Here is a 26,504-nt window from a genome sequence, read left to right as displayed (position 1 = left end):
ATACACATATTGTAGTTCCGCGAAAACTCTGGTGATTTCGTTTGTTGGTATGCAAACCCAAGAAGTAACGATTAAACCTCATGTAAAGGTAATTTTGAAATCCGATTCTGAGCTGCTTGAAGAGGTTGTGGTTACCGGTTACGGTACATTTAAAAAAGCATCATTTACTGGAGCTGCTTCTACTGTAAACACTTCCACCTTGGAAGATGTACCTGTTCTTTCTGTTGCCGACAAACTTTCTGGTAATGTCGCTGGTGTTACTTTTGGCTCAAGTTCAAGTAATCCGGGTTCTGTAAGCAGTATCCGTGTACGTGGTATGGGTTCCATCAATGCCGGAAACAATCCGCTTTATGTTATTGACGGAACACCGGTCACAAGTGGAGACTTATCCGAGTTCACTTATAGTGATGCAGGAACTGATATTTTGTCTTCACTCAATACCAATGACATCGAGTCTATCACAGTTATCAAAGATGCGGCGGCTGCCTCTCTTTACGGCTCGCGTGCTGCTAACGGTGTTGTGGTCATTACGACGAAAAGCGGAAAACAAGGCAAAACAAATGTAAGTTTCCGTTCCGACTGGGGTTTCTCAAACATGGCAATAGATTATCGTCCTATGCTCGACGGTGACTCGCGCCGCGAACTCTTATGGACCGGTCTCAAGAATTACGGGTTATACACCGGAAACATGTCCGATGCAGATGCCGCAACTTTTGCAGACCAGAACATCGAGGATTTTGCTTCAAAACCCTCGACCGGATGGACGGATTGGAAAGACCTGCTTTTCCGTAACGGTTCTCATCAGAACTACCAGTTGAGCGTATCTGGCGGTAACGACCGTACCAAGTTCTACACCTCAGCTGCTTATACCAATCAGGAAGGTATCATTTACAAACAAGGTCTGGAACGTTTCACTGGTAATGCAAACCTCACTCATAAGTTTGGAGACTTTGAAGTTCAGGTTACAAGCCAATTCTCAAAAGTAAGACAAAACAAAACTAATGAAGCTACCTCCTATGATGGACCTGTGGCCAATTACGCATTCTTCCAAAGCCCCTCATCAACCCCTTATAATGAAGACGGCACATTAAACAATGGTTGCGGCGTATTTGGAGTCAATCCTTTGTATGAAAGAGAACACAGCTCTGACGTTTATACCCTGATGAAGGCATTCAATACAATCAAGTTGACCTATAATATTTGGGACAAGTTGAATTTAAGTGAAAAGATTGCTTATGATTACGCACAAGGAACCAATGACGTTCTTTGGGACAGACACTCAAACAATGGTGCCCCCGGTGGTGTCATGCAGCGTATCGTCAATCGTAATGACCAGCTGAATACACAAACCCAGCTCTCTTACATCAACTCTTTCGGTCTGCACAATATTGACGCCCTGCTTGGTTTTGAAACACAAGATACGGAATATGCTTTCAACTACATGGCAGGCCAAGACTATCCGGGTGATTTGTACGAATTGACAAATGCCGGTTCAACAAGTGCCGAAACCAACAGACAGAGCTATCGCATGACTTCGTTCCTCGGACGTGCCAATTATAACTACGCAGACAGATATTATCTCGGTCTCAGCTATCGTACCGACGGAAGTTCACGTCTGGCAAGAGAAAACCGTTGGGGAAGTTTCTGGTCGGTTTCCGGAGCATGGAGATTCATAGACGAAAGTTTCCTGAATCCTGTCAAGAATGTATTGACAGATGGAAAGCTCCGTGTGTCATACGGTGTAAACGGAACGCAACCATCAGACTATTACGCTTATATGAATCTTTATAAATACGGAATCATATACAATGGACAGTCAGGAATGTCCATCGTCGGAATTGCAAACCCGGACCTGAAATGGGAAAAGAACAAAACATGGAATATCGGTCTCGACCTTTCATTCATCGACCGTATCTCTGTAACATTCGACTACTATCAGCGTAAAACCAGCGACCTTATATATGACCTCCCCGTATCACAAGTCGGCGGATATTATGATGGCAATTATGGGTATACCACCCCGCAAAACATCGGTTCACTGAAGAACTCCGGTTTTGAGTTGACCATTACATCAACCAATTTCAGAAACAAGGATTTCACGTGGACCACTTCTCTGAACATGGCACACAACAGCAACAAACTGACCAAATTGGATGGCCAGCAGAATGAAATCGTATCAGGACCGCTGATTCACCGTGTAGGCGAACCTTACTATTCATACTATGTTTATGAATACGCCGGAGTCGACGCAGAGACCGGTAAAGAAATGTTCTATCTGAATGACGGAACAGAGAATGCCCGCAAGACAACTACAAATATCTCTGAAGCCAACAAAACTATTGTAGGCAAGCATCAAGCTAGTATAGAAGGCGGTCTTACCAACAACCTCAAATGGAAGTTTATCGACTTGGGCTTCACTTTCACTTATTCATTGGGTGGTGATGCTTTTGACTACTCCACTTGGCAGCACTCCAATGGCGGTTCATATCTATACGGTGGTGCCGTACCGACATACTATGACATCTCAAAGATGTGGACAGGCCCGGGCGACACGAATGCCACATTGCCTAAATTTGAATATGGAAGCGCTGCTTCACTGTCTTCACGCTGGCTGATGCCTACTGATTATCTACGTCTGAAGAACCTCACATTAGGTGTAAGCATTCCGCAAAACTATATCAGCAAGCTTGGGCTCAGCAAAGCCAGAATCTACTTCTCTGGTTCCAACCTGCTTACATGGAAGTCTAAAGACTTATTTGTAGATCCGGAAATGCGTGTAGACGGACTATGCACATTTGAGACTCCGGCATTGAGAACATATACATTCGGAATAGAATTGAATTTCTAACTAATAAAGATACGAAAATGAAAATATTAAAGACATTATACACAGCAACGCTTTGCGCAGCTATGGCAGTCAGCACTTCATCATGCCTCAACAGTTGGCTGGATCAGTCACCCGCAGACGGAATAGATGCTGAAACCGCAATCAAGAACAGCGATGATTTGGCCAATGTGCGGACGGGACTTTATGCTGCCGTTAAAGGTAACAGTAGCCTGATTAATTATTATGGACGCCTCATGTTCGTATACGGTGACATGAGAGGGGAAGATATCCAATATGAATATAACGGTGGAAGTGGAAGAGCAAACTTCTACTACTATATGGAATATACAACTGCCGACAATTTCACCACCTCAACAGCCGTATGGCAGATGCCTTATGTAGTCATAGCACGCGCCAACCGTCTGATTCAGGCAGCAGAAAGTGGCAACCTGACCGACGCGGCAGAGGCAAAAGCCACTATTGACCAATATGATGCAGAAGCAAAAGTTCTGCGCGCCATGGCACTGTTTGACCTTACACGTATCTACGGTAAACCTTATACGGTAGATCAAGGCAGCTCACTCGGTGTGCCCATCGCTACCTCCCCGCTGGAATCGACAGAAAAGCCAAGCCGCAGCACGGTAGCCCAATGTTATGAGGCAATTGAAAAGGATTTGACAGATGCAATCAACTCAAATGCACTGCCCAAAACTAATGAAGTGGGTTATGTCAACCTTTGGGCTGCCAAAGCCTTGCAGGTACGTGTATATATGACAAAAGGCGAATGGAGCAAGGCTTTATCCGTAGCTGAAGACATCATATCAAACTCGTCTTACAAACTTTGGGAACCGTCAGAATATGTTGCTGCATGGAGCAAAAGTGATGCCAATCATTCAAAAGAAATCATGTTCGAGATTTCCATCAACAACAATACTGACTGGACAGACCGTGAAGGTATTGCCTATTTATATGCCGACAAGGCTGGCGCTTCTCCCGGATATGGAGATGTAATTGTCACAAAAGACTTCTCTGACATGCTTACATCCGACCCGGCAGACATCCGTAACGACATATTATTGGCAGCGGCAGCAGGAGGATTTGACAAACGTAAAGTTTACATCAACAAAATGCCTGCTGTAAACGGAGATGTACGTTACTCCAATGTCCCATTGCTGCGCTTGTCAGAAGTTTACTTGTCAGCAGCAGAAGCAGCGTTCCAAGCCGGAGACAAGAACAAGGCTGCCAACTTGCTGAACGATATCATCTCCAACCGCACAACGGATGAAAGCAAGCAAGTAACCAGCGGAAACATCACATTAGACCGCATCTACATCGAACGCCGCAAGGAACTTGTAGGTGAAGGACAGCGCTACTTCGATGTTATGCGCCGAGGTGAAACCGTTACACGCTACACGGACGTTAATGACAGAGGATGGCACGACGTACTGAGCGAAGAAGCGCGTACATTCAACCGCGACTCCAAGAAAGCGCTCCCGTTGATTCCCGTCGGTGAAATCAATGCCAATCCGAACATAGAACAAAATCCAGGCTATTAATCAATAGTAGCCTAAAGAAACTTGGGAATTCTCCCAATGTGTTTTTATAAATAAAGTGTTTAGAGGAGGTGTGCCAGTGATGGTATGCCTCCTTCTTTCAATATATCCACCAATATCGGTTTCACTCCGCTGACAAAACACTCAACGGCAATAACCATCAGGATAAGTCCCATCAGGCGCATCATCACATTGTTTCCCGTCTCACCCAGGATTTTGACCAACCGCGTGGAAGCACGCAATATGAAAAAGGTAATCAGATAAATAAAGGCAATCATTCCTATAAGAACTCCTTTCATCTGAATGGTATGGGCATCCTGCATCAGCACAATGGCATTGGCTATGGCACCAGGACCACAAAGCATCGGAATTCCAAGAGGAGTAATGGAAATATCATCGGCATAAGTCTTGATTTCCTCGTCTTTCAGCTTCATTGGGGTATAACGGGCTTGCAGCATATCGAAGCCAATCTTAAAGATAATAACTCCACCGGCAATACGGAAGCCATTGGTAGAGATACCGAAGAATTTAAAGAGGAACTGTCCCGCAAACGTAAAAACCATAATCGTAATAAAGGCAACCAAAGTGGCGCGCGATACTACCGACTGCCGTTCACGGTCTGTCATTCCATGCGTCATGGTCAAAAACACCGGCATGGTGCCGAGAGGGTTTGTCAACGTAAAGAAGGAGGTAAAACAAAGTAAAGCGAAAGGTAAGATTGTGTCCATAGCTGTATAATATACGTTTCTGTAGACAAAAGTACAACTAAAAATTTCAATGTCACAGAATCTGCATCAATTCTTTCAGATTACTGATATGATAAGTCGGTTGGAAAGGCAGTTCTTCCTTCCCCGTTACATTATAAAACACTTGGTGCATACCCACTCCTTTGGCTCCTGCCACATCATTCTCCCAACTATCGCCTATCATCAAAGAATCACGCACCTCGGATTGTGTGGCAGAAAGGGCAAAATGAAAAATTTCGGGCCAGGGCTTCAAGATACCGATGTCATCAGAGAGAACAATCTTCTTAAAAAAGCGGTCGATACCTGCCGAACGCATCTTATGACATTGCAGTTCTTGGAAACCATTGGAAAGGATATAGAGGTTATATTTCCCCGCCAAATATTCCAGCACCTCATAAGCATGCGGCATCAGCCGATTTTTTGTGGGAATGACCGAAAAGAAATCATCAGAAAAAGCCTCAGCCAAAGCAACATCCCTCGCCCCTACTGCCTCCAGAGGATATAGGAAACGCTGGCGGTTCAACTCTTCCTTACTGACCTGCCCTCTACCGTATTCTTCCCACAGTTCTGTATTACGATGCTGATAAAGAGTATAGAAATGCAGGAAAGAGCGAAAGAAACGACCATAGTCATACTTGTGATACATTTCTTCGAATGTATCACGTGCATTAAGGGAAAATGCCCAAAGCGTATCGTCCAGATCAAAAAAGAGGTTTTTATATTGAGATGCCATAACTTAAAGGAAAGGTATATATAAAAATAGACGCAGATTATCAATTCCAATAACCTGCGTCCGTTCTGTATCAGTCTATAACAGTGTTATTTTACCTGGATTACCAAATACTTGGACACACTCCAGAAGTCTTTCGGATTTGTAATCTTCAAAGTCAGCTGTCCTTTATCATCTTTCTCCAACGCATAAGAGCCCGCGGGATGAGTAGTCAAGATATCAGCATCTTTAGAGTATAGTTTAATCTCTTTTGTCGTACGGATATCCACTTGTGTAAAGTAGTCCTTGTTGATATCAGAATCTTTCAGCACCTGGCCTTTTTTGAAAAGTCCGGTATTTGTCAATATCTTCTGGTCTTTCAGCTCCTTCTTTGTGCCAAACACAAACCAAGCTGTGTTAAGTGCCTTATCTTGCTCGGCAACGGTTTTGGCCTTCGCCTCATTTTCGGCAGTCAATTCCTCCTTCTCACTAGACAAGCCGGTCACGGCAGCATCCAGTTCCTGGATACGGATATTCTTGGAAGCCAGCTCAGCCTGCAATTCTTCAATACGCTGAGTCTTTGCCACCAACTCCTGAGTCAAAGATTCTACAGCTCTCTTCAACTGAACAGAGTTGTTTTTGCTGTTCTTCAACATAGATTGCAGTTTGGCAATCTGCTCCTTGTTCTCTTCCATCTGTTTACGGATAAATTCAATGTCCGACGCAATCTGCTGCTTGGCATTCAAAGAGCCTTCTGCCACAGCGCCACGTTGCAAATCCACACGGCTCTCCGCCGCATTAATCTGGCGGAATCCCTCTGAAATATCATTGAAAGTACCCATCATCTCGTCTAATTCAGCATTACGCTGAGTCAGTTCCATCAATAAAGAATCATTTTCAGCTTTCAGCTGGTTCTTACTGCCACCAGAGAAGCTGTCACACGAAGCCATTACAGCCGCGCATACAATTAAAACTGCTAACTTTTTCATACGCTTTCGTTTTACGTTTGGTTAATGAAGTTATTTAATCGTCTATTCCTGTTACTACAATCACAATTTCACCGCGCGGTTCGTTCGCCGTGAAATGTTCAATCAATTCTGTAAGCGTTCCACGCACCGTTTCTTCGTGCATCTTTGAGATTTCCCGCGAAACAGAAGCCTGACGTTCGGCACCGAAATGTTCGGCAAACTGCGTCAAAGCTTTTACCAATCTGTGGGGAGACTCATAGAACACCATGGTACGACACTCCTCGGCCAATGCCTTCAGGCGGGTCATCCTTCCTTTCTTCTGTGGAAGGAAACCTTCAAAACAGAACTTCTCATTCGGCAGTCCGGAAGCCACCAATGCCGGTACAAAAGCTGTCGCTCCCGGCAAGCATTGCACTTCGATGCCGTTACGCACACACTCTCTGACTACCAGAAAGCCCGGGTCGGATATACCTGGCGTACCTGCATCCGAAATCAAAGCTACAGTTTCTCCCCCCTTTATTCTATTAACAACACTTTCAACCGTTTTATGTTCATTAAATTTATGGTGAGATTGCATCGCATTCTTTATTTCGAAGTGTTTCAGCAATATGCCGGAGGTACGTGTATCCTCAGCAAGTATCAAATCCACTTCTTTCAGAATCCGGATAGCACGGAATGTCATATCTTCCAAATTTCCTACCGGGGTAGGCACTACATAAAGTTTTCCCATACTTATCGGTCGTTTAGCTGAAATATTTTTTGAGGAGTTCCATAAAATCGACGGCGGCTTCATTTTCTTCATCCGGGTGCACTTCCGAAGCAAAAATATCCATAGCCTTGTCCAAAGAAGGAGCCTCACCCAAACGTCGTACCACTTCATTCATCCGTGCAGCATCGCCTGCGAACAGTTCGCGGACAAAACGGAATGAATCGTTCAGACTGATGGCATGTTTCAAATCCTTGGCAGGCTTGATGCGTTCTGCCAAAATAGGAACTGTTTCCGGTTCCTCACATACCATCTTCACTGTATCAGGAATAACCGATTCGACCGGAGAAACCGATTCGGTCAAAGGAGTAGTAACAGCAGGGGGTTCCTCCAGGGGCGACACAACAGCCGTTGGCGCCTCCTCAAGCAGTTCTTGCAACGCCTCCAAGCGTGCCTTCATCTGCTGGATATTCCGTTTTGCCACAATCTTCAATGTCGGATTGGCATCACTTGAAATGGCCTGCATCAAACATTTCAATTCCTGAATATCTAATTCTATGTCGTTTAATAGGGTTTGCATATCCTTTACACAGTCCGTGTTAACGCTACAAATGTAGAAATAAATAATGAAAAAATATCGGAAAGCGAACAAAAGTGTTACCATTATCCGGAAAAGACGAATTTGAATACATCCAAAAGAAAAGGTTATGACTATTCTCCTAGCACAACCTTTTCCCATAGAAATACTTTATAATTAAAGCTAACTATTCTATTGGAACTCATTTCCTATTTGAATAACAGTTCCCTTTAATTCCCCATCCGGCAACTTTACTTCTTTCTTCTCTCCATTAACCGCCACTACTAAAATATTTTCACGTTGAGTAGGATCTGATGCGTACACCTTCCAACCGTTAGCATTGATACGTAAAATAAAAAGTCCCCTCCTATCACTCTCAAATTTCACTTTCTTGGATAAAATAACTTCTCCCTTATCATACATCGCCAATAAATAAGTTTCTTTATCAATCTGTACAGCTTGGCATTGTGATGTATTACTTATTACTTTAAAAGAAGACAAATCAAAACGTCTGACTTGCTCAAGAGAGCTGGCAGGAAGTACCATGTACTGATAAGAAGCATCCTGTGGAAATGTTCCATGATCGAAATAAAGCGTATAGATATTTTGCGTTACCTGCTCACTTTTAGGATAAATCTTCATAATATCATTCCACAAGCCAGTTCTCTTTTCGGAAAAAGCTCTCCCTTTTCCATCAAGCACAATATACCCCGTTTGATGATGAAAGAAACGCTCGGGTTTATCTGCTGAAAAACAGACATCTTTCACCGCATTCCATTTACCTTTTTCCAAATGCAAGAGTTTTTCTTTTAGTAGCGCCTGCTCAATAGACGTATTTACCAAATAGCTGCTATCCGAATGAATATCCGCACCAAGGCACAAGACATAATCCGGAGTAAATATCCATGCCTTTTTTGCATAAAGTCCATCACGAACCAATTCCATTGAAGTCATGCCTACATTACCATCATTCACGTTACCTACAAATGAACCTTTATTTTGTTTTTCAAGCCACCCCATCACATGCACACGCTTATCCTCTTGATAACAAGTTACTCCTGGGACTTTTCTCCAATCCCAACAAGGAAATATATCTGTATATTCTTCTCCATCCACATAAGTATATAGCGCACCATCTGCCAAGTAATAGCCTTTCACATTATCAGTACCTGATTCTGTACCAATTACCCTATCAGATGCCATTCTAAGAGACGCCATCCAATCCGAACAGCGATGAATAGTAATATCCGATTTCCAAAAATGATATTGTCCCAATAGACCTACCGGCGTCCTTCCCAAATTCTCATTAATAAGTGCTTGATAAACATTATTATTATTGCTATTGATGCCAGCTAATGTATTTACTGAAAATAATGTAGAAAAGCCTTTATGCCGTTGTGCCTGTCTATAAAGTTGACGGCCAAGATTATTGATATCCATCTTATTTTTCCACAAGATTCTCCTAACACCAGTATTCACATAATCACTGATAATTTTAAAATGCTCTTGTTCAAGAGCCAATGACGTATCATCCAGAATATATGCCCAGAAACTCATTGTAGCCAAATAGGCTGCACCATAGTTCCCCGCCTGCTGCTGAGGCCCATGTTGATGAAAACTTTGATCTGCCTTGATGCCTTCAGCCTTTCCATAAGCCATTTTTATCTCACTATTTATAACATCTCTCGCTCTCTGTATCATCTGAATATCCCCTAATAACAAGCCTTTTACAATTACATTGCCAGCCAGCCATACTCTATTTTGGGCAGTCATACCAATTTTAGCTTTATCCATTACCACAAGGGCTTCACTTTTTTCTTGTTCAGACATCTGATCTTCAAACAATATGAATGCCGCTCCTAATACCTTAGGAATACCGATCTCATTATACCACCAATTAGAAGAAATCGGCTTTACTTGAAACCAATAAGCTAATGCTTTATGAATAGCCTCTGCCACTTCCTGAGACTTATATAGAACATGGTTCGGGTTCCTATATACTTTAGATAATTCAAGAACTCGAGAAGCGTGTACTCTTGGAGCCCACCCTGCTGCATTACTTGCAAAATCCAAATCGGACCAGCAACCTTCTACACTCAGTTTATGAATTAAATTCTGAACATACTCCACTTCTATAGGATAACGCTCCATCAATTCAACAATCATCTGGTCCCCCACAATCTTTTCACGAGGAGTTTGACACATCAGCGTTGTAAGCAGAGAATCAGAATTAGTACAAAGAATACTTTCTATATATTTCTTTTTTATCACAGATAAATCGTCTGCTTTTACTCCAACTGTCATGCATAGAAACAATAGAAAGAAAATAAATCGTATCATACGCAACATTCGTTTCATCCTTTTAAAAAGATTATTATTAGAAGTTTAACAAAAATAGTATCATTTCTCTATAAGTTCAAAACTTACAGCCTTCAGATTATCTGAACTATTGCCGACAAAAAGTTTAAACTCACCCGGTTCTGTGACAAATTTCTTTTCTGCATTAAAAAATCCAAGTTCCTCTGTGGACAAAATGAATTTTACTTCTTCAATTTCTCCCGGAGCCAATTCTACTTGTTTTATCCCACAAAGTTCAAGCACTGGACGTGTCAGAGAGCTTACAACATCCTGCAAATATAGTTGAATCGTTTCTTTTCCGCTATAACTTCCCGTATTTTTAACCATAGTCGTCAATATAATATATTCTCCCGATTTATATTGCTGTTTGATTAGTGCAGGAGCTGCGATATCAAATGTTGTATAGCTCAATCCATAACCAAAAGCATAAGCAGGTAACACGCTCTCATCCATATAGCCGCTTACCCAAGGATTATTGGGAGCCCATGCACGACCGGTGCTTTTATGGTTATAATACAAAGGACATTGACCTACATTACGAGGAAAAGTCATAGGCAGCTTTGCTGATGGATTATATTTTCCGGTAAGTACATCCGCTATTGCATTGCCGGCCTCCGTACCCAACCACCAAGTGAAAAGAATAGCATCCGTATAGGGTTCCATCTGAGAAAATATCAACGGACGTCCCCCCATCACTAAAGTTATTACCGGTTTCTGCGTTGCCTCCTTTATCTCTTTCACCATTCGCTGCTGATTGGCATCAACATTAATGTCTACCTTGGACTTTGCTTCTCCAGAATCCATTGCACGTTCTCCGACAGACACAATAATCACATCATATCCTGTCAGTTTCGGCAATACTTTCAACTCATTGGTTTCCAAATCATATCCTTCTATATATGTTATTTCAGCATGAGGTAAAGCGGCTCGCAATCCATCATAAACTGTTATTACATCTTCAGCTTTTCCTAAAGCAGACCAATTGCCCAGCATATCTTTATGAGCCTTATTTAAAGGGCCAACCAATGCTATTCGCCTTGCCGTTGCGGCAATCGGTAAAGCAGACTCATTCTTAAGAAGCACAATGGAACTTGAACCAGCCTCACGAGCAATCTTTCTATTAGCTGTTACAATTTTCTTATCCTCTATTTCTTTTGCCCTATTATTATAACAATAAGGATCATCAAAGAGCCCCAGCTCAAATTTCTTGGTCAAAATACGCCTTACAGCGTCATCAATCAGAGCAATATCCACCTCTCCCTCATTTACCAAATCAACCAGATGCTTGGCATAGGTCATAGAGTGCATATCCATATCACAACCGGCAATAGCTGCCAATCGTCCTGCATCTTTATTGTCCTTCGCCATTCTATGCTTAGCAATCTCACCCACAGAGCCCCAATCGCTGACAACAAATCCCTTAAATCCCCATTTTCCTTTCAAAACATCTCTCTGCAAAATTTTATGAGCTGTTGCCGGAATACCGTTTATTTCATTAAAAGCATTCATAAAAGTAGCAACACCAGCTTCTACTGCCGCTTGAAATGGAGGTAGATAAACCTGCTGAAGCGTATGTTCTGAAATATCTGCTTCAGCATAGTCCCGACCTCCTACCGCTGCACCATAAGCAGCAAAGTGCTTAGCACAAGCCAATACTGTTCGCTTCTCATCATAGTTAGAGCCCTGAAAACCTTCTATACGTGCTTTTGCCACTTGAGAGCCATACCAAGTATCCTCACCAGCTCCCTCCATTGAACGCCCCCAACGAGCATCTCTAGAAACATCTACCATAGGAGCAAAAGTCCAATGAATACCCAAAGAGGAAGTTTCTGCTGCAGCCACATTTGCCGTTTTACGCATCAAATCCAGGTTAAAGCTTGCAGCCTCCGCCAGCGGAATTGGAAAAATCGTTTTCAAGCCATGAAGAACGTCAAGTCCGAAAAGCAAAGGAATACGCAAACGGGATTGCATAGCCAGATCCTGATATTGTTTAGCCCGTTCTACTGTTATAATATTGAAAACAGAGCCCACCTCTCCCCTTTTTATTTCTTCGGTACGATTGCTCGTGTCAAGGGCAGGTCCTGTGAGAAGTTTATTATTCGAATATTGAATCATTTGCCCGACTTTTTCCTGAATAGTCATAAGGTTCAATACTGAATCTACCTGAGAGCTATAATCTTTTAATTGAGCAGGCAACACTGTTGTTACACAACTCAAAACCAATACGTATAGAAGCCTATATTTATCCATATCCTTATTTTATAGATTCATAATATTCTTTCATCACATACCACGCTTTCTTTCTATACCCCTGATCCGAAATCAATCCTTTTCGATTCCATCCTTCCTGGTTTGTAGGATGAAAACGATAAGGAGAACGGAAATCAAATAAAATCCAAGGCGAAATCCCGGCAAGATTAGGTATATACTTAAACATTTCCAAATTATCCTTATACAGTTTTTCCTGATACTCCTCACTCCAGGAACTTGTTACTGTCGAATCGCCAGATTGACCATAAAGCGCTTCCCCACCAAACTCTGAAAATATCAACGGCTTATCAAGGGCGACATTCCAACGAATCTCAGATGGAGACATAGGCCACCGATGATACCATCCCATATATTTATTAATAGAAACGACATCCAGATTTTCAATAAAGTCATCTTCCATTTCAAAGGCATTCGTCTCGGAATTTAATTTAGGTAGGTCAAAAGCCGCTGTTATCAAACGAGTGGTATCCATCTTATGACATAGTTCAACGAGACTTTTAAGAAAAGCATTACGAGATTCGGAAGGAGCTGTTTCATTGGCAACTCCCCAAAAAGTAAGAGCACATCTATTCCGGTCACGCAACAACATTTCCGTATACATTCTTTGTGCCTTCAGACGCGTACTGCTATCTTTAAAATCAATGCCCTGCCAGACTGGTATTTCCTCCCATAACATAAGTCCCATTTGTTCTGCTAAACGAACAATATACTCATTCTGCGGATAGTGGGCCAGACGAATCATGTTTACTCCCAATCCTTTCGCTTCAGATAATAATGCAATTGCATCTTGTTCTGAATAAGCACGCCCTTGGCGTTGAGATATTTCCTCATGTAAACCAATACTTTTCATGAAAACTGGAGAATCATTCAGATAAATCTGCGTATTCTTCACATAAAGGTTACGAAAGCCGATATTCTCCTTTACTTCATCTACTTCAGAAGAGACAATCACCTGGTATAGTTTAGGAGCCTGAGGAGACCAGCGTTCCAAATTCCGAACCCGAAAAGTAGCCTTAGCCAAACCAGTTCCATCAGTAAAAACTTTATTGGCTATTTTCAGCTCTGGTATTTCAATCTTCACCAACTGACCTGCATTCTGTGCAGATAGCTGTACTTCAGCATGAACACGATCCGAATCATACTTATCCAGCTGTATAAAATAATCACGAATATAATTCTTAGGCGTATGTACCAGCATGACATCACGAGTAATTCCACCATAATTCCACCAGTCAAATGAAAGTGCTGGAATAGCATCTGCAGTACGCGTGTTGTCTACTTCTACTGCCAGAAAGTTCCCTCCTTCTTTCACGACATTAGTTACATTGAACTGGAAAGGAGTAAAGCCTCCTTCATGACTACCAATCAGAGTTCCATTCAAATACACTCTGCAACGATAATTAACTGCTCCGAAATAAAGAAATAAATTCTCGTCAGACTTTTTATTTATCTCAAATTTACGTGCGTACCACATCGTTCCTTCGTAATATTTAAGTTCTGGAATTTGTGAATTCCAATCAGAAGGAACATTCAGACGCAAACCTCCTTCAAAAGCATATTCCTTGAAATCTGCCTTATCTTTTAAAGCCCTATTCCTATAAATCGCAGTTTTGCGTCCCTGCTGATAGGGATCAATTATAGCATTCCATTTACCGTTCAACAATGTATATTGCCTTCCATATACATTGACAAGCAATTCTTGAGCACTACCATACTGTATATTACAAATGCATACAAGTCCCCATATCCACCATCTTAAAGTCCTTATCTGTGCAAGCATACTCATATTCACTTTTTATAGATTTTTAGTGCACATCCTCCACCCTCGGCCATTGTAACAGATAGTTTCCGGTCTTGAGGAATAGCTATTATCGATTTGATATAATCGGAAGCAACAGTACCAGCATTTACACCATCTTTATACAATTCAGCACTCCATTCTCCATCTCCCAGAAAGCTCAAATCAATCTCCATCGTACGCTTTTCCCAATTAGTAAGTGTACCTAAATACCAAATATCTCCCTTACGACGAGCCATAGAGATATACTCACCAATTTTACCGTCCAAAGCAACAGTTTCCTCCCAGACAGTAGGAACCTCTGCAATAAAAGATGTACATTCTGACTCACGTTCATAAAATACCGGACTATCACACAGCATAGATAATGGAGACTCAAATATTACATATTCTGCAAGCTGACGACAACGTGTCCCCATACTCATCGGAGCTTCATTGACCGGTCGAAAAGTACGTTTGGTTCCATTTCGCATAGCACCTTGAGTATAATCAACTGGTCCAGCTACCATACGGATAAACGGCATAGTCACATCATAAGTAACCTGGTCCACTTTATCGCTACCGGCAAATTTTAATTGTTCCAGTCCATGTACGCCTTCAAAATTAACAACATTTGGATAAGTACGATTTAATCCCGTAGGTTTATATGTGCCATGATAATCCAACAGCAAATGATATTTAGCGGCTATAGCAGCTCCACGATAATGAAAATCAACCATTGGCTGATCATCACGATCCATGAAATCCACTTTAAAACCCTTTATGCCCAATTCCGAATAATACCGACATATATCTTCCATATCCCGTTCAAAAGCATAATATCCTGCCCACAAAATCAGCCCAATATCTTTAGACTCAGCATAAGCCACCAGCTCTTTTAAATCGATTTCCGGTACAACTTGGAATAAATCAGCCTTTAAATTCACGGCCCAACCCTCGTCCAAAATTACATACTCAATTCCATGTTTGGCGGCAAAGTCAATATAAGCTTTATAGGTGGCATTGTTCACACCGGCTTTGAAATCAATACCAGATAATCCCCAATGGTTCCACCACTCCCAGGCGACCTTTCCTGGTTTAATCCAACTTGTATCATCAATGCGTGATGGTGCTGCCAATTTATAAACCAAATCATTATCAAGCAATTCTTTATCATCTGAAGAAACAATAGCTATGCGCCAAGGAAAAGTTCGCTTACCAGAACATTTAGCTATATAATTCTCACGTTCTGTCACCAACATTTGCAGATTGTTATGTCCACCCTGTAATAAATTCTTTGGATAGGGTGCAAAAACGCCTTTCAAAGAAGTTGATTGTTCTTCATTGTAGACAAACATTCCCGGATAACTTTCTACATCAGATTCTGCAATACAAATTTTTCTTCCCTCTTCCAACTCAACGACGACTGGAGTAAATGCAATTTGGTTAGAGGGCATCTCACTCAAACTAAGATGAGTATAAACATTTTCAAATGAATTGAAAAACTGTTCTTCTTTCCTTTTATCCCTCCCCCCTCTCACAAAAGGGACATAAGCCATATAATCCTTCTCAAAATTGAATGTAGCCTCTTCATTTATTACAATAAAAGGTCTGTTCTGCGTAACAACAAAACGATATGCCATCCCCTCATTATAAGCTCGGAAATTCAACTGAAAATCTTCCTTAAAAGTAATGACTAACTCATTGCAGAAATTATCAATCTGGTTACGCTTATAAAATGCCGTGGATATCGTTTCATTAATTTTGCGCATATGTACATTTTTAACTTTGGATTTTTCCCCTAAAGTTTTGTCACAGTCTAATAACATAGAAATAGGGGAAGAGACAATCACCGATTTCCCTTTATGCTGTAAAGAATAGCTAATCTTATCACCAACCTCAATATTAATTATAAGTTCCCCATTCGGCGATTTCAATAGATAGTGCTTTTGAGCTATACAAAAACCCCAAAAGCTACTCAAAAGTGTAAGTGTTAAAAAGAATCTTCTCATAAAATGATTTATTATTGTTTTTACAGTGTATTAAAAAGCAGTTTATCTGCTACAAATATAAAAGATCAATAAACTTCTGTAAGCCATTCAAAGATAAAATCACCGGGAACGATTGCAAATAAGAGAACAGGGCCAGTCTTCTCATATTCAAAAGAATAAGCAGAAAATTCATAAACGGAAACGTTTCCGACAGTTTTAGCTGTGAATATTGTATTTCCTATTTTATCCTTCTAATTTCGCACAAAACAATCTATCATGAAACAGATACTATTTATATTCCTATTTATTTATTCTTTAAATGTACAGGCAAAAGTGGTATTGCCCACCATCTATTCAGATGGAATGGTATTACAACGTAACCAACCTATCCGAATCTGGGGGCAAGCAGCCCCCAAAGAAAAAGTCATAGTTACTTTTGCCGGGCAACAACAAGTTGTAAACGCGAATACCGATGGGCATTGGGAAACCCGACTATCTCCACTAAAAGAAGGCGGTCCTTATGAATTACAAGTTCTTGGCAAAGAAAACCAGATAGAGATAAAAGACATTCTTATTGGAGATGTCTGGCTATGCAGCGGTCAATCCAACATGCAATGGGTAGTAAACAATGTAACTAATGCTGAAGTTGAAAAGAAAAATGCCAACTATCCTCAAATCCGTACATTAAATGTTCCACGCCGCATGGAATTAGTCCCTATAGATACTATAAATGCAAAGTGGACAGTTTGCTCTCCAGAGACCGTAGGAAGCTTCTCCGGAGTAGCCTACTTTTTTGCGAAAAAGGTTCATGAAGAAACCCATATTCCCATTGGTATAATAAATTCCTCTTGGGGAGGTACTATTATAGAAACCTGGACTAGTTTGGAAGCCTCCAATTCCATTTCTTCAGAACACCTCAATTGCTATACAAAAGAAGACAAGTTGCTGCCTCCAACAAAATATTTTGCACTAAAGAATAAAAAAGCTGCTCGTAATGACTATCCGTCACTGGTGTATAATGCAATGATCCATCCTCTTCTTTCTCTATCAATAAAGGGAGTAATATGGTATCAAGGAGAGAATAACGTGGGGAATGCCGAACCCTATACCGATTGGCTCACCTGCATGATTGGAGATTGGCGACAACGCTGGAAAACTGAACTTCCATTCTATATTATTCAGCTCCCGAATTTTGACTCTATCAATAAGAAGCCGCTTTGGGCAGAAATAAGAGAAGCACAATATAAAGCCTTATCCGTCTCTGATACACATCTCATTGTCACCAGTGACTTAGGAGAGCCTCATGACCTTCATCCGCACAACAAACAAGACATTGGAATGAGAGTAGCGCTACAAGTATTACACCACGAGTATAATCGCACAGATATATTTAGCGAAAGTCCCATGTATCAACAGATGGAGATTAAAGGAAATAAAGTAGTCATTACATTCAAGAATACAGGTTCTGGATTAGAAATACGCAGCCGATATGGATGCCTGCAAGGATTTTCCATAGCTGGAGAAGATAAAACCTTTCATTGGGCACAAGCCCAACTTAAGGGTAACCAAGTAATTGTCTGGAGTCCCAATGTGACACATCCAATTGCAGTACGATATAATTGGGAAAATAATCCAGATGGAAATTTATATAACAAAGATGGACTACCTGCCTGTTTATTCCGTACGGACAACTGGTAATAGAATTCAATATAAATTTTAATATTACAGAATATGAATAAGACACTTATTTTCTCAGTCTTATTGTCTTTATTTCTAATGAAGGCAATGTATGCATTTCCACAACCTCCGGAAAAGCTAATAAAAATAACCGTTTCTCCAAATCACGCAGACTGGCTATATAAAACAGGAGAAAATGCCGCCGTCTCCATCTGTGTATGGAAGGACCAAGTCCCCATGAAAGATGTCCCAATATACTATGAAATATCAGAAGACCTAATGAAACCTCACAAGACAGGCAATATTGTCTTAAAAGATGGAACACTCAAATTACCTTTAGGTACCCTCAAAAAAGCAGGTTTCTTACGCTGCAAAGTAACCGTCAATTACCAAAAGCATAAATATGAAGACGCAGCTACAATCGGTTTTTCCCCGGAAGAACTCCGACCGACAACACAACGCCCTAAAGATTTCAAAGATTTTTGGGATAAAGAACTGAAAAAAGTAGCAGAGCAACCTCTTGACCCACGAATAACCTTGATTCCAGAAAAATGTACTTCCACCGTAAATGTCTATCATGTAGGCTTTCGAAACAACTGGGCTGGTTCGCGCATGTATGGCATTCTCTGCGTGCCCAAAGATACATCAAAGAAATATCCTGCCATCCTAAAAGTTCCTGGAGCAGGAATGCGCGCTTATCACGGAGAAATAGCCTTGGCATCACAAGGTGTCATCACTTTGGAAATCGGCATTCATGGAATACCTGTAAATCTTCCTAATGAAGCATATACAATAGGAGGAGGTCCTCTCTTAAACTATCATGACAAAGGTTTAGACTACAAAGAAAACTATTATTACAAACGAGTTTATATAGGTTGCAAACGTGCTGTTGACTTCATTTTTTCCCTTCCCGAGTTTGATGGCACAAACATTGTAACTTTCGGCGGAAGTCAAGGTGGTGCTCTATCCCTCGTAACAACAGCCATTGACCCACGCATCAAAGGAGCTGTCTGTTTCTATCCTGCCTTATGTGATATGGAAGGATATACTCACGGAAGAGCTGGAGGATGGCCTCATATGTTCAAAAAGCCTCAATACTGCCATCCCAAAGCTATAGAGACAATACGTTATTACGACGTAGCCAACTTTGTCACCGACATTAAGGTGCCAGTTTTTATGTCCTTTGGATATAATGACACCACGTGTCCTCCTACCACTTCCTACTCTGTTATGAACAAGATGACCTGTCCGATAACTCCTTTCATCGTTCCAGATTCCTATCATTTCATGTATCCGGAACAAAGAGAAGCAGCTGTATCATGGGCCTTAAACTTATTGCACGAATAAAATCACAATATCAAGTATTTCTATATTTATCCTTATAATTTTTAGGAGAAACTCCATATATACTTTTAAAATAATCACTAAAATGATTATAGCTTCCAAAACCGGTCAGATAAGCTATTTCTGTAGCTGTCTGACCGGAAGTACGAAGCATTTCTGCAGCACATTCCAATCTGATGTTACGAATCACCTCTGCCGGAGACAGATTTGTTATTGCTTTTACCTTCCGATACAGTTTAGCTCTGCTTACACCCATTTCTTTGCACAACATTTCCACATCAAAGTCTGGATTAGAAAGATGCCTCTTTACAATGGACTCATATTGGTCAACAAAAGATTTATCAGCAGGTTCCAATTCAATCCCTACACTTTTCAACGAAAGCTGCTTTCCATATATCTCTTTTAATTTCTTACGCCCGGCTAAAATATTATTAATGCGGATAATTAAAGTAGAAATCTTAAAGGGCTTTACCAGGTAATCGTCCGCCCCAGCCTGAAAACCTTCCTCAACATGCATAGTCATTGATTTAGCAGTCAACAATACAACCGGAAGGTGACAAAAAGAGGGATTATCCTTTATATGCATACACAGTTCCATACCATCCATCTCTGGCATCATTACATCACTCACCACCAAAGAAACATTCTCTTTTCCCAACACTTCCAATGCTTCGCGTCCATTCTGTGCTGTAAGTATCCTAAATCCTCTTGATAACTCCTTTTGCAAATATGCAAGAATTTCTATATTATCATCTACCAGTAAAACGGTATCCGAAATAGATGCTACCTTAAAAGGTGTCTCATTCAAAATTTCTTCATTGTCTTCTATAGAAATTGGCGAAGTTACCTCATAACGCTTATCATAATTCCAAGGTAAGTCAATAGAAAAAGATGTACCATGCGGTTCTACCCGGCTGACAGAAATTACGCCTCCATGTTTTTCCACAATAGCTCTTGCAATAGCCAATCCTACTCCACTGCCTCCCATTTGACCGTGCAAATCTTGATGGGACAGGGCAAAAGGCTTAAAGACCTTAGAAATATCTTCATCTGAAATGCCCTCTCCCGTATCTCTAACTTCAATATGTATTTGGGGAGATTCCCCCTCAGTAATAGTCACCACCAAACTCACAGTACCCTCTTCCGGTGTAAATTTCAACGCATTCGAAAGTAAATTAAAGAATACCTTTTCCAGTCCTTCTCTATCAAACGTGGCCAGTATAGGTTTCTTAGGCAATGAAAGTTGCAGAGTGATACTCCGCTGTCGTGCCATTGTCTGAAAAGAGTAATAGACCTCCTGAATGAAATCATTAAAATCGGAAGAAGACAATTCTAATTTTCCATTACCATTCTCAATCTTTCTCAAATCCATCAAATCATTCACCAATGCCAGAAGTCGTTTGGCATTACGACGAATTAGCAGAATTTCATCTTTTACCCCGGAGATATGTATAATTCTATTTTGTATTTCATCCAAAGGATTAAGGATCAATGTTAAAGGAGTACGGAATTCATGAGCAACTTGAGTAAAAAAGGTTTGTAACTCCTTATTAAGTTCTTCCGATTTATCTTTCTCTATTTGTTTCAAGTACAGCTCATGTTCCAGCCTTTGTTTTCTTTGTTTATAAGCAACATAGCGTTGTAAAATATAAAATAGAATAACAGCATAAATTATAAAAGCCCACCAACGAGCCCACAAAGGAGGCAAGACTTCTATTTTCAAACGAGCCTCAAGTCCCATTGCTCCATCATTATTAAGAGCCTTCACTTTCAGAGTATAATTACCAGGAGCAAGATTACTATAGAAAACCTCACGGCGATTTCCCGCATCCACCCAATCCAGATCAACTCCCTCCATCTTATAGAAAAAACAATTACTGTTAGCGTAAATATGATTATCACTGGCATATGTTACAGAAATATTAGTCTGATTATGCCTTAGACGCACAACCTCCGTTTCAGACAGACATTTCTTCAATACCGAATTTTCTTCATTAGGCATCTGCAACTTGTTATTAATACGTAATCCTGTAAAAATAACAGAGGAAGGTTCTTCATTTAAGGCAAAAGTTGAATTATCAACCTTTACATAGCCTGTATTTCCTGGTAACCAGAAATAATTTCGGGAATCAATACAAGCTGAAGCATCCATATCCGTTAGCTGTAATCCATTATTCTTATCAAAAGGATGTATTTGGTTCTTGGCGTAATCGAGTAAATATAACTTATGAGCACCCACAATCCAATACTTACCTTTTTTCTGTTCAGCAACAAAATATAATTTATCAGAATACCCTCTTTCCGGTTCCAAAAAGCGCTGCTTCAGCTTCCAGTTTCCATCCAAAACCAGAACCCCCGAATTTTCTGTGGTCAGCCATAAATTCCTGTCTGTATCTTGATAGAAAGAGGTCACACTAATCGACAGGTCTTTTGACATCCCCAATTCTTCTGAACCCACACTCCTAACCTGCCCCCTTTTCAAGTCATAAATGTAAAGACCTTCTTTCTGAGTCGCAAACACTAATATTCCCGGTCTAATCTCTTGAATAAAATTTGAACTTGGGAATTTAATAGAATCATCACCAATACAAACAACACCATAGTCTTGTATGGATACCCACCAATTCTGTCGTGAATCTCTATAAATATATAAAACATTGTTCCGTTCATAAGCTTTGTATAAGGTGAAACTATTCTTCTTGATAGAGTACAGATAAACCTCTCCACGCCAATTCCCACACATGATTGTATCTCCAGCTATACATATAGACTTAATGATATTATCACTATAATGTCTTCCTTTTCCCTCCAGCCAATACTGTACAATCTTATCTGTTCCTGCATTATGGCAAAGTAACCCGTTTCCTTCCGTTCCAAACCAGATATTCCCCTTCCCATCTTCACGAGCCATACTGATACGGCCCGAGAAATGAGGTGGCGCAAAGTATTGAAAACGCTGATTATAACTATGGCTATAGTTCACCCCTCCTGCATATGTACCAACCCATATTATCCCTTGACTATCTTTATATAATGAATATATTGAATAATGGTTCAAAGCTCCCTTTTCACCTAATTCTCCTTCTTCAACTATAGCTTGAAAAGTTCTTTTATGCAATCTATAAAGCCCATTGAATGTGCCTACCAGCATATAATCTGCATTCAATTCAATAATATCCCTTACTTCTCTATTGATAACAGAGTGCGCAGATAATGGATAAGTCTGTACAATACGCGTAACCGGATCATATTTCTGAATACATAAACCTGCCATAACACTCCAGATAGAACCATTGGAATCCACTCTCAATAGGCTAATCAGGCCATCTTCAAGTATCCCTCCTTGAATAGATGTCGGATAAATATGTTCAAGCAACTTCCAATTTTCATTATATACAATAATACCATGGCGTCTGGTCCCTAAATAATATCTGTTCCCACACTTCACAAATGCGGAAAAAAGGAAATTAGCTGGAGCTGTCTGCTTTATATCAAAAGAACCTGAATTTGAATTATACAGTAAAATATCACTTTCAGTAAATGCAGCCAAATCACCATTATCGTCCAGTCCAAATCCCAAGATATGTTTCTTTAACTCCCTCCCATATAAAAAAGACCTTATATGCTGAGTATAATGATCCATCATATCAAGTCCATTTTCATGAAGAATCCACAAAGTCTTGCTTTTATCCTGGATAATCCGCCGTATTCTGTTCCCCCCTAAAGCCGGTTTGGTATTTGAGGACAAGATATCAATATGCTGCCCATCATAACGATTTAGACCATTATCACTCCCCAACCAGACAAATCCATCTTCATCCTGAAAAATGGATAATATATAATTATGCGCAAGACCCTCTTCGGTAGTCAAGTGATCGAAGAACAGTTTACTTGTTGAAAGTTGGGCGTTTCCGGACAAGTAACAAACAAGTGCTAATATCAGCAATATATATCGGTTAAACATGGTACAAATATACAGTTTATTCCTCAAAGATACAAATCAGATAGTTTTTGAGACATAACATAAAGTTCTATAATTCAACCTATTCTAACTTTGCGAATATAAAAAAAGAAACTATTAACTTTAATAATACACAAGCTATGAAATCTCAAGTAACTCTTAAAATGATTGCACAAAAGTTGAATCTGTCAACCTCTACTGTATCCAGAGCTTTAGCAGACCAATGGGACGTTAACTCCCAGACAAAGAAAATTGTTACAGATTTAGCCATCGAACTAAACTATAAACCTAATATTATGGCTGTAAAACTCAAACAATGCCAGAAGAACAACTCCAAAGCAGAAAAACAACCTAAAATCACAATTAAGGAGATTGCCCGCCAACTCAACATCGCTCCTTCAACAGTTTCACGTGCTTTGGCCAATAAAGAAGACATCAGTCTTAAGACTCGTAAAAAGGTACAAGCCTTGGCTAAAAAGCTTCATTACTATCCCAATCCTATTGCTATAGTTTTAAAACAACAACATACAAAACGCGCATCCGCATAATTACAATAAATGATGAATAAAAAACTTTTTTGCATAATCTGCTTTTTATGGCCTTTACTTGCATATTCACAAAAGTATCATTCCTTTCGTCCTGGAGAATTATGGCTAGATAATAATGGAGTACATATCAATGCTCATGGTGGAGGTTTTATCTTCTACAACAATAAGTATTATTGGTTTGGGGAGCATAAAATAGAAGGAGAAAAGGGAAATTATGCCCAGGTAGGGGTACATTGTTATTCATCTTCCGATTTATATAACTGGAATGATGAAGGCATAGCATTAAAAGTCAGCTCAGAACCGAATAGCGATATTGCACAAGGGTGTATCCTTGAGCGTCCTAAAGTAATTTATAACCCCAATACAAAAAAATTCGTTATGTGGTTCCATTTAGAACCTAAAGGAAAAGGATACACCGGAGCATTAAGCGGAATCGCCACAGCTAATAAAATTACGGGACCATACACTTTTATCAGGAGTACCCGCACAACCCCAGGATGTTATCCCGTAAATGTCCTGGACTTACACAAATGTCCTGTAAAACAAAGCACAATTGACAAGAAACTATATGGTGGTGGATTAAACGGGGAACATCCTGATACACTGAATATTCTTGGGCGGGACTTTAAAGAAGGACAGATGGCGCGTGATATGCAATTATTTGTTGATGATAATGGAAAAGCTTATCATATTTTTGCCTCAGAGACCAACAGCACAATACATATAGCAGAACTTACTGATGATTTCCTAGATTATACAGGCAAATATGTCCGGGCATTTGTTAACAGATATATGGAAGCACCTGCCATTTTCAAAAAGGACGGATTATATTATTTTATGGGTTCTGGTTGTACCGGATGGAAACCTAATGCAGCGCGTAGTGCTGTCGCTCCTTCCATATGGGGACCATGGACAGAATTGGGCAATCCTTGCCAAGGGGAAAATAGCGAAACCACTTTTCACTCGCAAAGTACTTATATCCTTCCAGTGTCCGGTAGAAAAAATGTCTTCATATATATCGGAGACCGTTGGAATCCTCAAAATGCCATTGATGGGCGATACATATGGTTACCTATTGATTTTCAAGATAACAGATTCAATATTCATTGGCATAACGAATGGGACCTAAAATATTTCGATTGCAAATAGCTATTGCAATTTCCTAAAGTAAGTATACACACAGACATATCCAATATAAAAATACTCCTCAAAAGTTATTCTATTCCAACTTTTGAGGAGTATTCTGTTTTTATAGAGTAAGATTATAACTCCAGAACTTCAATATGCCTGAACCTGCCATCCTTCTTATTTCAGTAGCATTTTATAACGCAACAATCCTTCCAGAAAATAATAGTCAGCATAAGAAAGAGGTACATCCACCTCGCTCTTTTCCGGGAAATTACCTACACTATGTTTCAGTATAAAATTACAATTGGAGCCCGGTTCTGCCAAATAGTCTGGCGAAGCAAGTGTACGAAGCTGCTTCTCTGCCATAGACAAATAACTTTTTCCTGCGTTTGCATCTTCTGTAAAAGTACTCAATTCAACAAAGGCAGAAGCCATAATCGCACCAGCTGAAGCATCCCGATATTCATCACCGTCAGGTGCATCAAAATCCCAATAGGGAATACCGTCGGCAGGTAAGCGTGAAAGTAACATATTTCCTACGCATTCAGCCTGAGTCAAATATTTCCGGTCCTTTGTCATCCGATACATCATAGTATAGCCATATAAAGCCCATGCCTGCCCACGCCCCCAAGAAGATTCATCCGCATATCCCTGTACAGTTTGTCTATTACGTACATGTCCGTCAGCCGGGTCATAATCAACCAGATGGTAAGAAGAATAATCATCTCTAAAATGATTTTTCATAGTAGTATCTGCATGGGTTCTAGCTATATGGCCCAAAGAATCATTTCCAAAAGTATTGGAAGCAAACATCAATAATTCCAGATTCATCATATTATCAATGATAACAGGATATTTCCAATCACGAGTTTTCGGAACAAAATCCCAACTGCGAATAACACCCGTGAGCGGATTGAAACGAGTAGCCAACGACTTTGCTCCTTGATAAAGCACTTTCCTATAATCTTCATTTCCCGTCAGGCGAAGGCCATTGCCATAACTACAGTTCAACTGAAAACCAACATCATGATCATGGGTTACGTATTGAATAGAATCAAGCTTCAATGTGTTTTTTTCAGCTAACAGCTTAACAGCGTCGCTTTGTGTATATTCATAAATATACCAGAGGGAACCAGGATAAAAGCCGCTACACCACCAATAAATTGTAGAAGGTTTGAATGTACTATCCCGGGCAATGGATTGTGGCATAGTCTTATTATCCAAGCGTGTATCCATTTCAATATATTGCTGTTCAGCCACATAAAACACACGGTCTATCATCTCATCCATTGATTCTTGTTTTGAACAGGAAACCAAAACAACAAGTAAACTAAATAAAAGCAATTTCTGTTTCATAAGTTTG

The 26,504-nt window shown here is 40.3% G+C and carries 17 protein-coding genes; 6 read left to right on the top strand and 11 right to left on the bottom strand.

What is annotated here, in order from left to right:
* The first annotated feature begins 49 nt into the window (after nucleotides 1-49).
* Together DW800_RS15000 and DW800_RS14995 are read left to right on the top strand one after the other, a co-directional pair.
* A complete protein-coding gene (locus DW800_RS15000) occupies nucleotides 50-2,848 on the top strand; it encodes a SusC/RagA family TonB-linked outer membrane protein (protein ID WP_238615590.1) in 2,799 nt (932 codons plus the stop codon).
* A 17-nt stretch (nucleotides 2,849-2,865) separates the two neighbouring features.
* Nucleotides 2,866-4,383, top strand: a complete 1,518-nt coding sequence (locus tag DW800_RS14995) for a RagB/SusD family nutrient uptake outer membrane protein (RefSeq protein ID WP_005828430.1) — start codon at nucleotides 2,866-2,868, stop codon at nucleotides 4,381-4,383.
* Between the two features lie 59 nt (nucleotides 4,384-4,442).
* Here the strand turns inward: DW800_RS14995 and DW800_RS14990 are convergent, their stop codons facing one another.
* From DW800_RS14990 to DW800_RS14950, 9 genes are all read right to left on the bottom strand, one after another.
* Complete coding sequence (locus DW800_RS14990; protein WP_008665785.1) at nucleotides 4,443-5,108, bottom strand: MarC family protein; 666 nt, start codon at nucleotides 5,106-5,108, stop codon at nucleotides 4,443-4,445.
* A 52-nt stretch (nucleotides 5,109-5,160) separates the two neighbouring features.
* Nucleotides 5,161-5,859 (bottom strand): YjjG family noncanonical pyrimidine nucleotidase, encoded by a 699-nt coding sequence (locus DW800_RS14985; RefSeq protein ID WP_005828436.1) that lies wholly within the window; start codon nucleotides 5,857-5,859, stop codon nucleotides 5,161-5,163.
* An 86-nt stretch (nucleotides 5,860-5,945) separates the two neighbouring features.
* On the bottom strand, nucleotides 5,946-6,824 hold the full coding sequence (locus DW800_RS14980; protein ID WP_005828438.1) for a hypothetical protein: 879 nt from the start codon (nucleotides 6,822-6,824) through the stop codon (nucleotides 5,946-5,948).
* 34 nt (nucleotides 6,825-6,858) lie between these two features.
* Nucleotides 6,859-7,533 (bottom strand): 16S rRNA (cytidine(1402)-2'-O)-methyltransferase, encoded by a 675-nt coding sequence (gene rsmI, locus DW800_RS14975; RefSeq protein ID WP_008665787.1) that lies wholly within the window; start codon nucleotides 7,531-7,533, stop codon nucleotides 6,859-6,861.
* A gap of 13 nt (nucleotides 7,534-7,546) precedes the next feature.
* On the bottom strand, nucleotides 7,547-8,089 hold the full coding sequence (locus DW800_RS14970) for a hypothetical protein (protein WP_034523325.1): 543 nt from the start codon (nucleotides 8,087-8,089) through the stop codon (nucleotides 7,547-7,549).
* Between the two features lie 189 nt (nucleotides 8,090-8,278).
* Nucleotides 8,279-10,426: a polysaccharide lyase family 8 super-sandwich domain-containing protein gene (locus DW800_RS14965; RefSeq protein ID WP_229081974.1), complete on the bottom strand. Its 2,148-nt coding sequence runs from the start codon at nucleotides 10,424-10,426 to the stop codon at nucleotides 8,279-8,281.
* A 60-nt stretch (nucleotides 10,427-10,486) separates the two neighbouring features.
* Nucleotides 10,487-12,694 (bottom strand): glycoside hydrolase family 3 N-terminal domain-containing protein, encoded by a 2,208-nt coding sequence (locus DW800_RS14960; protein ID WP_117689274.1) that lies wholly within the window; start codon nucleotides 12,692-12,694, stop codon nucleotides 10,487-10,489.
* 4 nt (nucleotides 12,695-12,698) lie between these two features.
* Entirely contained in the window at nucleotides 12,699-14,495 is a 1,797-nt protein-coding gene (locus DW800_RS14955) for a glycoside hydrolase family 2 protein (RefSeq protein ID WP_117689285.1), read from the bottom strand.
* Between the two features lie 8 nt (nucleotides 14,496-14,503).
* Nucleotides 14,504-16,504 carry a glycoside hydrolase family 97 protein gene (locus DW800_RS14950; protein WP_119958175.1) on the bottom strand — a complete coding sequence of 667 codons (2,001 nt, stop codon included), beginning with the start codon at nucleotides 16,502-16,504 and terminating at the stop codon, nucleotides 14,504-14,506.
* Between the two features lie 255 nt (nucleotides 16,505-16,759).
* Here DW800_RS14950 and DW800_RS14945 point away from each other — a divergent pair, with 255 nt between their 5' ends.
* Entirely contained in the window at nucleotides 16,760-18,181 is a 1,422-nt protein-coding gene (locus DW800_RS14945) for a sialate O-acetylesterase (protein ID WP_119958174.1), read from the top strand.
* A gap of 33 nt (nucleotides 18,182-18,214) precedes the next feature.
* Nucleotides 18,215-19,507: an acetylxylan esterase gene (locus DW800_RS14940; RefSeq protein WP_119958173.1), complete on the top strand. Its 1,293-nt coding sequence runs from the start codon at nucleotides 18,215-18,217 to the stop codon at nucleotides 19,505-19,507.
* Between the two features lie 10 nt (nucleotides 19,508-19,517).
* Here the strand turns inward: DW800_RS14940 and DW800_RS14935 are convergent, their stop codons facing one another.
* Entirely contained in the window at nucleotides 19,518-23,375 is a 3,858-nt protein-coding gene (locus tag DW800_RS14935; RefSeq protein WP_243634922.1) for a hybrid sensor histidine kinase/response regulator transcription factor, read from the bottom strand.
* A 230-nt stretch (nucleotides 23,376-23,605) separates the two neighbouring features.
* On the opposite strand from DW800_RS14935, the gene DW800_RS14930 reads away from it, so the two are divergent.
* Nucleotides 23,606-24,013 (top strand): LacI family DNA-binding transcriptional regulator, encoded by a 408-nt coding sequence (locus tag DW800_RS14930; RefSeq protein ID WP_117689286.1) that lies wholly within the window; start codon nucleotides 23,606-23,608, stop codon nucleotides 24,011-24,013.
* 12 nt (nucleotides 24,014-24,025) lie between these two features.
* Nucleotides 24,026-25,162, top strand: coding sequence for a glycoside hydrolase family 43 protein (locus tag DW800_RS14925; RefSeq protein ID WP_117689287.1), 1,137 nt, complete (start codon nucleotides 24,026-24,028; stop codon nucleotides 25,160-25,162).
* Between the two features lie 156 nt (nucleotides 25,163-25,318).
* Here DW800_RS14925 and DW800_RS14920 read toward each other — a convergent pair whose 3' ends face one another.
* A complete protein-coding gene (locus DW800_RS14920) occupies nucleotides 25,319-26,497 on the bottom strand; it encodes a glycoside hydrolase family 88 protein (RefSeq protein ID WP_119958171.1) in 1,179 nt (392 codons plus the stop codon).
* Nucleotides 26,498-26,504: the final 7 nt, after the last annotated feature.

The organism is Bacteroides sp. AM32-11AC (genome assembly GCF_003603515.1).
GTDB lineage: Bacteria > Bacteroidota > Bacteroidia > Bacteroidales > Bacteroidaceae > Bacteroides > Bacteroides uniformis.
Note: the sequence above shows the minus strand (reverse complement) of the source record. Positions and strands in the feature narration are given on the sequence as shown.

Bases quoted from the DNA above. Each gene is read 5' to 3' on its own strand.
- DW800_RS14955 (WP_117689285.1), bottom strand. From the start codon at position 14,495: ATGCTTGCACAGATAAGGACTTTAAGATGGTGGATATGGGGACTTGTA.
- DW800_RS14940 (WP_119958173.1), top strand. From the start codon at position 18,215: ATGAATAAGACACTTATTTTCTCAGTCTTATTGTCTTTATTTCTAATG.
- DW800_RS14980 (WP_005828438.1), bottom strand. From the start codon at position 6,824: ATGAAAAAGTTAGCAGTTTTAATTGTATGCGCGGCTGTAATGGCTTCG.
- DW800_RS14995 (WP_005828430.1), top strand. From the start codon at position 2,866: ATGAAAATATTAAAGACATTATACACAGCAACGCTTTGCGCAGCTATG.
- DW800_RS14950 (WP_119958175.1), bottom strand. From the start codon at position 16,504: ATGAGAAGATTCTTTTTAACACTTACACTTTTGAGTAGCTTTTGGGGT.
- DW800_RS14960 (WP_117689274.1), bottom strand. From the start codon at position 12,694: ATGGATAAATATAGGCTTCTATACGTATTGGTTTTGAGTTGTGTAACA.
- DW800_RS14925 (WP_117689287.1), top strand. From the start codon at position 24,026: ATGAATAAAAAACTTTTTTGCATAATCTGCTTTTTATGGCCTTTACTT.
- DW800_RS14965 (WP_229081974.1), bottom strand. From the start codon at position 10,426: ATGATACGATTTATTTTCTTTCTATTGTTTCTATGCATGACAGTTGGA.
- rsmI (WP_008665787.1), bottom strand. From the start codon at position 7,533: ATGGGAAAACTTTATGTAGTGCCTACCCCGGTAGGAAATTTGGAAGAT.
- DW800_RS14970 (WP_034523325.1), bottom strand. From the start codon at position 8,089: ATGCAAACCCTATTAAACGACATAGAATTAGATATTCAGGAATTGAAA.
- DW800_RS14930 (WP_117689286.1), top strand. From the start codon at position 23,606: ATGAAATCTCAAGTAACTCTTAAAATGATTGCACAAAAGTTGAATCTG.
- DW800_RS14945 (WP_119958174.1), top strand. From the start codon at position 16,760: ATGAAACAGATACTATTTATATTCCTATTTATTTATTCTTTAAATGTA.
- DW800_RS14985 (WP_005828436.1), bottom strand. From the start codon at position 5,859: ATGGCATCTCAATATAAAAACCTCTTTTTTGATCTGGACGATACGCTT.
- DW800_RS14920 (WP_119958171.1), bottom strand. From the start codon at position 26,497: ATGAAACAGAAATTGCTTTTATTTAGTTTACTTGTTGTTTTGGTTTCC.
- DW800_RS15000 (WP_238615590.1), top strand. From the start codon at position 50: ATGCAAACCCAAGAAGTAACGATTAAACCTCATGTAAAGGTAATTTTG.
- DW800_RS14990 (WP_008665785.1), bottom strand. From the start codon at position 5,108: ATGGACACAATCTTACCTTTCGCTTTACTTTGTTTTACCTCCTTCTTT.